This window comes from Streptomyces sp. NPDC005393 (genome assembly GCF_040606675.1).
GTDB lineage: Bacteria > Actinomycetota > Actinomycetes > Streptomycetales > Streptomycetaceae > Streptomyces.
This window is the reverse complement of sequence record NZ_JBEXFG010000094.1, coordinates 1-11,186: the sequence shown is the minus strand read 5'-3', so window position 1 is coordinate 11,186 and position 11,186 is coordinate 1. Positions and strand designations below refer to the sequence as shown.

The 11,186-nt window shown below is 70.3% G+C and carries 1 protein-coding gene; it reads right to left on the bottom strand.

Going from position 1 to position 11,186, the window contains the following annotated elements:
* Positions 1-203: 203 nt before the first annotated feature.
* A complete protein-coding gene (locus ABZS71_RS34970; RefSeq protein ID WP_356216728.1) occupies positions 204-11,171 on the bottom strand; it encodes an amino acid adenylation domain-containing protein in 10,968 nt (3,655 codons plus the stop codon).
* Between the last annotated feature and the right edge of the window lie 15 nt (positions 11,172-11,186).

Here is an 11,186-nt window from a genome sequence, read left to right as displayed (position 1 = left end):
GTTGCAGGTCGCGGCGCCGCCGCCGCCCAGCTCATCGGTGAACACGACCTTGGTGCCGCGCTCGTTGAAGGCCCCGACGAGGATTTCGTCGGGGCGTCCGGTCCACCCTCGTTCTGTTCTCCGCAGGGCACGGCGACGCGGCGGGATCCGCCGAGCGGGTCCCGCCGCGTCACCCCGGGCGGCTCACGCCGCCCGGGGAATCATCAGCCTTCGCGTCCCAGCCAGTCCGCCACCGCGGACCACACCTTGGCGAGGTTCTCCGGCTTGGCCATGTCGTAGTGCGTGCAGGAAATGCCGGCCTCGCGGATTTCCCCACTGACATAAGGCTTCCACGCGTCGCCCGAGGTCGCGTCCTCCCGCTTTTCCTGTTCGGCCACGATCAGCAGGGCGTCACCGTCGAAGTCCCCGTGGGAGTGCCGGTTCTGGATCTCACGGTGATTCAGCAGGATTTTGGCGAGGCTCCTGAATTCCTCGTCCGTGGTGGCACCGAGCGCGTGGCCCGCCTGGGCCCGCACGAACTCGGCCACGGCGTCCAGCTGGTCCTCCGGCACCGCGGTGAGGTCGCCGACGGGTCGGGCGTCCGGGTCCGCCACCGCCGGGTTCTGGTCCATGAGGACGAGTGCCGCGACCTCCTCGCCCGCCGCCCGCAGCTGTACGGCGATCTCGTGGGCGGCTACCGCCCCGAAAGACCATCCCAGCAGGTGATAGGGCCCGGAGGGCTGCGCCCCGCGGATCAGCTCGATGTACTCCGCAGCCATCTCCCTCACGGAGCGCGCCGGTTCGGTGCGCCCGTCGAGTCCGCGGTCCTGGAGTCCATACAACGGGATGTCGCCCGGCACGTACTGGGCGAGCGGCATGTAGCACCAGCTCAGGCCGCCGGCCGGGTGGATGCCGAAGAAGGGGGGCTCGCTGCCCCCGGCCCGTATGGGCAGGAGGCCGTCGAGCGCGTCGCGCACCGACGACAGGCTCATCCGCTTCATCAGCTCGCTGACGGTCGGGGCGGCGAACACGTCGCGTACCGCGACGGACACGCCCCGTTCCCGCAGCTGTTCGACCAGCCGGACCGCCATGAGGGAGTGGCCGCCCAGCGCGAAGAAGTCCTCGTCGACGCCGACCGTTTCCACCCCGAGCACCTCGGCGAACGCCTCGCAAAGGCTCCCCTCGAAGGAGGTGACCGCCCGGTTGGCGGTAGTGTCCGCCGCCGTGATCCCGGGGACCGGGAGCGCCTTGCGGTCCAGCTTGCCATTCGGCATCAGTGGCAGCCGGTCGATCGCCACCACCGCCGAGGGCACCATGTACCCGGGCATGCGGTCCTGGGCGAGTGCGCGCACCGAGCGGCCCAACTCCCCTTCGTCGTCCTGGCCGGTGACCGCGGACGGCACCACGTAGGCCACGAGGCGCTTGTCTCCCGGGGTGTCCTCCCGGACCACCACCACGGCCTGCCCGACCTCGGAGTGGGTGGACAGGACGGCTTCGATCTCGCCCAGCTCGACACGGAACCCGCGCACCTTGACCTGGTCGTCCGAACGCCCGACGTACTGCAGATCACCGTCCGCCGTCCAGCGGACGACGTCGCCGGTGCGGTACATCCGCTCACTCTCGGCGCCGAACGGACAGGCCACGAAACGCCCGGCCGTCAGACCCGGCCGTCCCAGGTATCCACGGGCGATGCCCTTGCCGGCGATGTACAGCTCACCGGCCACGCCCGGGGCCACCGGGACGAGTCCCTCGTCGAGCACGTACACCTGCGTGTTGCCGATCGGCCCGCCGATGGACGAGACGTCCACCGCGTCCGGTCGCAGCACCTTGGCCGTCGACCAGGTGGTGGTCTCCGTCGGCCCGTACAGGTTCGTCAGGGTCGGCGTCCGTTCCAGCAGGGTACGGGCCAGGTCGCCCGGCAGTGCCTCCGCGCCGATCAGCGCCCGTACCCGCGTCCAGTCCACCGGGTCGTCGGCGTCGGCCACCAGGCCGCGCCACAGACTCGGGGTCGCGTGCACCATGGTTGCTCCGGCGGAGCGGATCAGCTCCCGCAGCGCCCACGGGTCGAGCACCTGCTCCTGCGCGGCGAGCAGCAGCGTCGCGCCGCTCAGGAGCGGCAGGTAGAACTCGAAGCCCGCCATGTCACAGCCGTGCGTGCTGACGGCCAGCAGGCGGTCCTGGGCGGTCAGCGGGAAGCTGTCCTGCATCGACTCCAGGAAGTTGACGATGGCCCGGTGTTCGACGAGCACGCCCTTGGGGCGTCCGGTGGATCCGGAGGTGTAGATCACCCACATCGGGTGTGCGGGCCGCAGGGGACGGGTGCGCTCGTCGTCGGTGAGTGCCCCGTCCGCGTAGCCGGCCAGCTCCTGGATGAGCGAGGGGTCGTCGAGCAGGACCACCGGGACGCCGGTGTCGGCCCCGGTGTGAACGTCGAACTCCTCCAGCCGGTCCCGCATGCCCTCGCCGGAGACCACGCACACCGCCCCCGAGTCGGCGATCACGTACGCGATCCGGTCGGCGGGATAGTTCGGGTCGATCGGAAGGTAGGCGGCACCGGTCTTGACCACGGCGAGCAGCGCCACGACCAGGTCGACGGTGCGCTCGAAGACGACCGCGACGACCGACTCCGGTCCCACTCCCCGGCCGACCAGGTAGCGCGCCACCCGGTTGGCCCGCGCGTCTAGTTCGGCGTAGCTCAGTTCCACGTCGCCGAACATGAGGGCAGGCGCGTCGGGGGTGCGCGCGACCTGGGCTTCGAACAGGGCGGCGACCGTCGTGTCCGGTATCTCGGCGGCTGTGTCGTTCCACTGGGTCAGCATGCGGTGGCGCTCGGCCTCGTCCAGCACGTCCACGGCGCTCAGCCGGACCTCCGGATCGGCTGCCACGGCGGCCAGCACCCGCGTCAGGTACTCGCCCATCCGGATGACCGACTCGGGTTCGAAGAGGTCGGCCTCCGCGATCACCGCACCCTGCATCCCTGCCGGCTCGCCCTGCGCGTCGCGCATCTCGGCCATGTGCACGTCCACGTCGCCCTTCACCACCATCGCCCCCGACGTCGCCCCGCTAGCATCGAGACCGGAGAGGTCGAGCACCGGGTCGGTGGTGGTCTTCAGCAGCAGCATCACCTGGAACAGCGGGTGGCGGGCCAGCGAGCGGGGCGGCGCCAGCTCCTCCACCAGCCGCTCGAACGGCACGTCCGGGTTGGCGAAGGCACCCAGCGCGGCGTCCCGCACGCGCCCCAGCACCTCGCGGAACGTCGGGTCCGTCGACAGGTCGGTCCGCACCACGAAGGTGTTGGCGAAGTACCCCACCACGTCGTCCAGCGCCTCGTCGGTGCGCCCCGCGACCGCCGACCCGATCGGGATGTCGGTGCCCGCGCCCAGCCGGGACAGTAGTACCGCCAGCGCGCCGTGCAGCAGCATGAACATCGTCACGCCCTCGGCCCGAGCCACCTCCAGCAGCCGCGCGTGCAGCTCGGCCGAGACCTCCACGCTTCCGCCCGTGCCCCGGTGGCTGGCGGTCGGCGGACGCACTCGGTCAAAGGGCAGTGCCAGCTCGTCCGGCACTCCGGCCAAGGCGCCGCGCCAATAACCGATCTGTCGGGCGATCAAGCTGTCCGGGTCGGTGGACTCACCGAGCACCTCGCGCTGCCACAGCGCGTAGTCGGCGTACTGCACCGGCAACGGCTCCCACGCGGGGGCCCGGCCCGCGCGGCGGGCGTCGTACGCCGCCGAGAAGTCCCGGGCCAGCGGTGTCCACGACCAGCCGTCGCCGGCGACGTGGTGGACCGCCACCACGAGCGTGTTCTCCTGCGAGCCGGCCGTGAACAGCCAGGCCCGGATCGGCACCTCCACCGTCAGGTCGAAGGCGTAGCCCGCCGTCTCCGCGACCGCCGACGGCAGCTCTTCCGGAGTCACCTCGGCCACGGTCAGGTCCCAGTCCAGCTCCTCGGGCGACCGCACCCACTGGTACGGCTCTCCGTCGGCCATCGGGAGCACGGTGCGAAGCACTTCGTGCCGTTCGAGCACGTCGTGGAAGGCCGCCCTCAACGCCTCGACGTCGACCTCACCGGAGATCCGCACCACGCGCGAGATGTTGAAGGAGCCGCTCGGACCTTCGATGTGGCCCATGATCCAGTGGCGGCGCTGCCCGTACGACAGAGGCACGCGCTCCGGACGCGGCATGGGCATCAGCGGCTTCTGGGCTCCGCCCGCGTCCGTCAGCCGGGCGGCGAGCCCCGCGACCGTCGGTATCTCGAAGAGCGCACGGATGTCGATCTCGACACCCAACATGGTTCGGATCCGGCTGACCAGCCGGACTGCGAGAAGGGAGTGGCCGCCGAGTTCGAAGAAATCGTCGTCCACACCGACTTTCGGCAGGCCGAGGATCTCGGCGAACGCCATGCACAGCATCTCCTCGCGGATGCTGGACGGCCCTCGGCCCGAACCGGCGGCAGCGGCGAAGTCCGGAGCAGGCAAGGCCTTGCGGTCCAGCTTCCCGTTACCGGTCAGTGGCAGGGTCTCCAGGGCCACCACGGCCGAGGGCACCATGTGCTCAGGCAGCCGCTGGGCGGCGAACTGTCGTACCGCTGCATACAGTTCCACACTCTCCATACCGTCATCCGCGGGAACGACGTAGGCGACCAGACGCCGTTCCCCCACCTTGTCCTCACGGGTGACCACCGCCGCTTGAGCCACCAAGGGGTGGGCGGTCAGCGCCGCCTGGACCTCACCTGGTTCGATCCGGAAACCACGGATCTTCACCTGCTCGTCCGCGCGACCCAAGAACATAACATGGCCATCAGCCGTCCACCGAGCCAAGTCGCCGGTACGGTACATCCGCTCGCCCGCCGTCCCGAACGGGCAGGCAACGAACCGCTCCGCCGTCAGACCCGGGCGACGCACATAACCACGTGCCAGCGGGGTACCGGCGATGTACAGCTCGCCCGGCGCACCCTTCGGCACTGGCTTCAGCTGCCTGTCCAGCACGTAGAAGCGGGTGTTGGCGATCGGCGTACCGACTGGCACCACACCACCCGCCGCCAGCTCCCGCGTCAGGCGGGTGGTCGCGACACCGATGGTGGTCTCAGTCGGGCCGTAGTGGTTGAACACCCTGCACCCGTCCCCCGCCAGCAGCTCCCCGACCAGCGCGGGCGAAGCCGCCTCACCGCCAAGGACCAGCGACCGGCCCGGCAGCACTCGGCCCAGGCCGTCGGCCGCGCCCAGTGCGGCCAGGTGCGAGGGCACCGCCTTCAGGTAGTCGATCTCGTACTCGGCCAGGTATCCGGCCACGGCCACCGGGTCGGTGACCGCATTCTCCTCCAGGATGTGGAGTTCACCACCGGTGGCCAGGCTCGCGAACACCACCGTGTTGCCCAGGTCGGTCGCCTGCGCCTGCAACAGCGCGTACCTGCCCCCCGCCTCGCCCAGGCCCACGCGGCGCGGCACCGAGGACACGTAGTTCGCCAGCGACGCGTGCGTCACCGCCACACCCTTCGGCCGACCCGTCGACCCCGAGGTATAGATCACATACGCCAGCGCATCCGGCGCTACCGCCACCTCTGGCGAGGTCGACGGGGCCGTGGCCAGCTGCATCGCCACCAGCGGACCGTCCACCACCACCAGCCGCCTGCCCGCCGGCAGGTCGTCCAGGATCTCTTCGGTCGTCAGCGTCAACGCCACACGGCTGTCGGACAGGATGAACGCCACCCGGTCCGTCGGCTGCTCCGGATCGACCGGCAGATACCCGGCACCCGCCTTCCACACCCCCAGGATCGCCGTGATCATCTCGATCCCGCGGCCCAGGCACAGCCCCACCAGCGACTCCGCCCCCATGCCCTGAGCCATCAGGTAGTGAGCCATCCGGTTCGCCCGCGCGTCCAGCTCTGCGTACGACACCTCGACCCCGTCGCACACCACCGCTACCGAGTCCGGCGTCCGCGCCACCTGCGCCTCGAACTGCGCCACCACCGATGCCTCGCGTACCGCAGCCGTGTCGTTCCACTCGGTGAGTACCCGACGGCGCTCGGCCTCGTTCAGCACGTCCACCGCGGCCAGTGGCAGGTCCGGACCACCGGCCAGTGCCGTTTCCAGCGCCGCCAGCAGGTTCTCCAGTGCGGTGCGCAGCAGGTCACACAGCGCGTCCGGGTCGATCGGGGCCACCGAGTCCACGGTCAGCCCCATCCCGTCTCCGTCGTCGTCGACTGCGACGCTCAGCGGGTAATTGTTGCGCGGCCGGACGAACAGCCTCCGGATCCCTTCGTACTCGATGTCCTCGCCGCCGTCCGCGCCCTCACCAACACCTGGGTCAGCGTTGTGGCGGTAGTTGAAGAGTGACGTGAACAGCGGTGTGTCACCCGGCACCTGGCTGGCCCGCTGAGCCACCGCAAGCGGCGCATGCTCGTGCTCCAGCAGTGCCGCCAGCTGACCGCGCATTGCGGTGACCGCCTCCAGAGTGCACAGCTCGTCAATCCGAGCCCGCACCGGCAGCGTGTTCATGAATAGGCCGGGAACCCGGTCGGAACCCGCACCGGAGTTCATCCGCCCGAACAGCACTGTGCCGAACACCACGTCCGTACGGCCGCTGATGGCGGCCAGCACCCGCGCCCACGCCACATGCATCACCGTGGCCGGGCTGGTGCCCAGCTGCCGTGCCATCTCCCGCAACCGGCCCACCAGTTCGGGGGCGATCCGCACGAGGCCCGAATCCGTGTCGGCGCCGTCCAGGTGGACGTCCGCCACACCGAACGGCACAGTCGGCTCACTCACGTCGCCCAGCAGGTCCGTGAAGTATCGCTCGTGCTCCGCACGCTCCACCCCTGTGCGCGCCTGCGCCACAAAGTCACGGAACGGCAGCGGCTCGGGCAGCTCGCCGCCCCGGCCGGACAGGACCGCTCCGATCTCCGCGATCAGCACGTCCAGCGCGGTGTGGTCCTGCACGAGGTGGTGTATGCGCAGCAATGCCATCCACCGGTCCGTTCCCGCCTCGGGCGCCAAGTGAAGATCAATCAACGGCGCCCGGCTGACGTCCATCGACGAACCCCCGGCCGCGACGAGGGCGTTGACCAACTCCGGGACCCGGGCCTCCAGCGCCATTTCGTGCACGGGCACCAGCACGCGACGCCGCACCACCTGGACCGGCTCGCGCAGTCCTTCCCACACGAATGCCGTGCGGAGGATGTCATGCCGGTCCACCACCTGCTGGAGCGCGCCCACGAAGGCGTCCAGCCGCTCCCGCGAGTCGAAGTCGAGCACAATCGGCGAGACATAGGTGTCTCGGCCCCCACCCGCCAGCAGGTGGTGGAAGAGCAGGCCCTCCTGCAGCGGAGCCAACGGATAGACGTCCGCGACGTTGCCCACCCCGTCCTCGACGGTGGCGACCAGCCGCTTGATCTCGACCGCCGACAGTTCGACCAGCGGCAGCATCTCGGGAGTGATCTCTTGAGCGTCCGCGGGGATGGCGTTGGCCGGAACGACCACCTTCACCGGACCGGCCGCGGATGCGAGTCCGGCGACTGTGGGCGTCTCGAACAGCGCTCGCACGGAGACCGACACGCCGCGCACCCGAAGGCGCTCCACCAAAGACACCGCGAGCAGGGAGTGCCCGCCCAGCCGGAAGAAGTCGTCATCCACGCCGACCTTCTCCAAGCCGAGCACCTCGGCGAACGTCTCGCACAGGATCTCCTCGCGGGCGTTCGACGGGCCCCGACCGGTACCCGCCGCGACGTCGTACTCGGGGGCCGGCAACGCACCGCGGTCCAACTTGCCGTTCACTGTCAGCGGCAACGAGTCGAGTACCACCACCGCCGAAGGCACCATGTACCCGGGCAGCCACTCGGCCGCGAACTCGCGTACCGCCGCGGCCAGCCCGCCGCCCTCATCGGTGCCGCCCCGGGCCGCGCCCTCCGCGGGCACGACGTAGGCGATCAAGCGCTTGTCGCCGGGGGTGTCCTCCCGGACCACCACCGCTGCCTGGGCGACCTGCGGCTGAGTGGCCAGCACCACTTCGACCTCGCCGGTCTCGATCCGGAAGCCACGGACCTTGACCTGGTCATCCGCCCGGCCAACGAACTCCAGGGCCCCGGAGGCGTCCCAACGCACCATGTCACCGGTGCGGTACATGCGCTCGCCCGCTCCGCCGCACAGGGAGGCCACGAACCGTTCGGCGGTCAGGCCGGGGCGGTTCAGATAGCCCCGCGCCAACCCCGCTCCCGCCACGTACAGTTCACCGGCCACGCCCGTCGGCACCAGCTGGAGCCGCTCATCCAGCACGTATAGCCGCAGATCGGGGATCCGTCGGCCGATCACACTCGACGCCTCCCCGGCCACCCGCTCCGCGTCCAGTGCCGCGTAGGTGACATGCACCGTGGTCTCGGTGATCCCGTACATGTTCACGAGCACCGGCGTGTCCTCGGGATGTCGGGAGTACCACTCCCGCAGTCGTCCCAGGTCCAGTGCCTCGCCGCCGAACACCACGGTCCGCAACGTCAACTCGGGACCCAGGGAAGGCTCCTGCGCCTCGGCCTGAATCAACTGATAGAAAGCGGACGGCGTCTGGTTGAGCACGGTCACCCGCTCGCGCGCCAGCAATCGCAGGAACTCACCTGGCGAGCGTGATACCTCGAACGGGACCACGACAAGACGGCCGCCGTGGAGCAGCGCACCCCACAGTTCCCAGACCGAGAAGTCGAAGGCGAAGGAGTGGAACCAGGTCCACACGTCCTCGGCCCCGAACTCGAACCAGTTCCGGGTCTCGCCCAACAGCCGCGCCACGTTCGCGTGCGTGACGAGCACGCCCTTCGGCCGACCGGTCGATCCCGAGGTGTAGATCACGTAGGCCGGATGCGAAGGCAGCAGCGCACCGGCGCGATCCGCGTTCCGCATCGGTGAGCCGTCCAGACCGGCCACGTGCTCGACGACGGCAGGCTCGTCCAGTACCACCACCGCCGGGCCGACGGCACCGTCGATTCCGGACAGCCGGCCAACCGCTTCCAGATCGGTGATCACGGTCACTGGCGACGCGTCAGCCAGCACGAATGCGATGCGTTCCGCCGGATACCCCGGATCGATCGGCAGGTAGGCACCACCGGCCTTCAACACCGCCAGCAGAGCCACCACCAGATCCGCCGAACGCTCGAGGAACACAGCGACCAGCGACTCCGGCCCGACTCCCTGGCCGACCAGGTAGCGGGCCAGCCGGTTCGCCCGGATGTCCAGCTCCGCGTACGTGAGCTCGGCCCCCTCGAACACCACCGCCACCGCGTCCGGAGTCCGCTCCGACTGTCCGGCGAACAACTCCGGCAACGTAGCCACCGGGACCTGTGCGGCGCCCTCGTTCCAATCGACCAGCATCTGGTGGCGCTCAGCCTCGCCCAGCACCTCCACCGCTCTCAGCGGCCGGTCCGTTCCGCCCTCCGCTGCCCCCTCCAGCGCGGTCACCAAGTTCGTCGCTGCCGTGTGCATCAGTCCGGCCACCGCGTGCGGATCGATCGGGGCGACCGCGTCCACGGCCAGCGTCATGCCGTCGCCGTAATCATCGACCGAGACCGACAGCGGGTAGTTGGTACGGTCGATGACGAGCACCGTCCTGATGCCCTCGAAGCCCGCGCCTCGAGCAACGTTCGCACCCTGGTCCGACCGCCCGCCGATACTGTGCCGATAGTTGAACATCGAGGTGAACAGGGGCATGTCACCCGTCACGCCACTGGCCCGCTGCGCCAGTGCCAGCGGCGCGTGCTCATGCTCAAGCAGCCCCGCCAGCTGACCGCGCATCGCGGTCACCGCCTCCAGAGCGCACAGCTCGTCAACCCGCGCCCGCACCGGCAGCGTGTTCATGAACGGGCCGGCCACACGGTCCGAACCCGCACCGGAGTTCATCCGCCCGAACAGCACCGTGCCGAACACCACGTCCGTACGACCGCTGACGGCCGCCAGCACCCGCGCCCACGCCACATGCATCACCGTCGCCGGACTCGCCCCCAACCGCCGGGAGACTTCCCGTAGTCGGCCGACCAGCTCCGGCGGGAGGACCACGTCGGACCGCACCACCCCGGTTCCGTCGCCGTGCGCGTCCAGCTGCCCGTACGGCGCGGTCGGCTCCGTCACATCGCCCAGCAGCTCGGCGAAGTGGCGCTCGTGCTCTGCGCTCTCCACCCCGCCTCCCGCCTGCGCCACGAAGTCGCGGAACGGCAGCGGCTCCGGCAGCTTTCCTCCCCGCCCCTCGAGGAACGCCTCCACTTCCTCGATCAGCACGTCCAGCGCGGTGTGGTCCTGCACCATGTGGTGCATCCGCAGCAGCGCCAGCCAGCGGCCGTCCGGCTGGGCGGCAACGTGCAGTCCGACCAGGGGAGCGCGGCTCAGATTCATCGACGAACCGCCCACGGCGACCAGCTCGGCCACCGGGTCGGCACCCTGCGGATCCAGCGCCACCTCCTCGACGGGCATGACCACCCGGCGCCAGACGACCTGCAGCGGCTTGCGCAGCCCCTCCCACACGATCGAGGTCCGGTAGATGTCGTGCCGGTCGACCACCTGCTGAAGCGCGCCCACGAAGGCGTCCAGCCGCCCCCGGGAGTCGAACTCCAACACCCTCGGCATCACGTACGCGTCGTCGCCGCCGTCCGCCAACAGGTGGTGAAAGAGCAGGCCGTCCTGCAGGGGGGCCAGCGGGTAGATGTCCGCGACGTTGGCCGCGCCGCCCTCCACCGTGGCGACGATCGTCGCGATCTCTTCGGCGGTCAGGTCCACCAGGGGGAGCATCTCCGGGGTGATCTGCCGGACGTCCGCCGGGATGGCATTGGCCGGGACCTCCACCTGCTCGGTGCCGGCAGCAGCAGCCAGACCTGCCGCGGTCGGCGTCAGAAACAGCGCCCGCACCGACACCGAGACCCCCCGCACGCGCAGGATCTCCACCAGCCGGATCGCGAGGAGGGAGTGACCGCCCAGCGCGAAGAAGTCGTCGTCCACACCGACGCTTTCCAGGCCGAGGACCTCGGCGAAGGCGGCGCAGAGGATCTCTTCGCGGACGCCGGCCGGCCCCCGGCCGGTGGTGCCCGCGTACTCCGGAGCGGGCAGCGCCTTGCGGTCCAGCTTGCCGTTCGCGGACAGCGGCAGCGCGTCGAGTACCACGACGGCCGAGGGCACCATGTAACCGGGCAACCTCTCCGCCAGGGAGTGCCGCACAGCGGCGGACAGCCCCTGCGCTCGCTC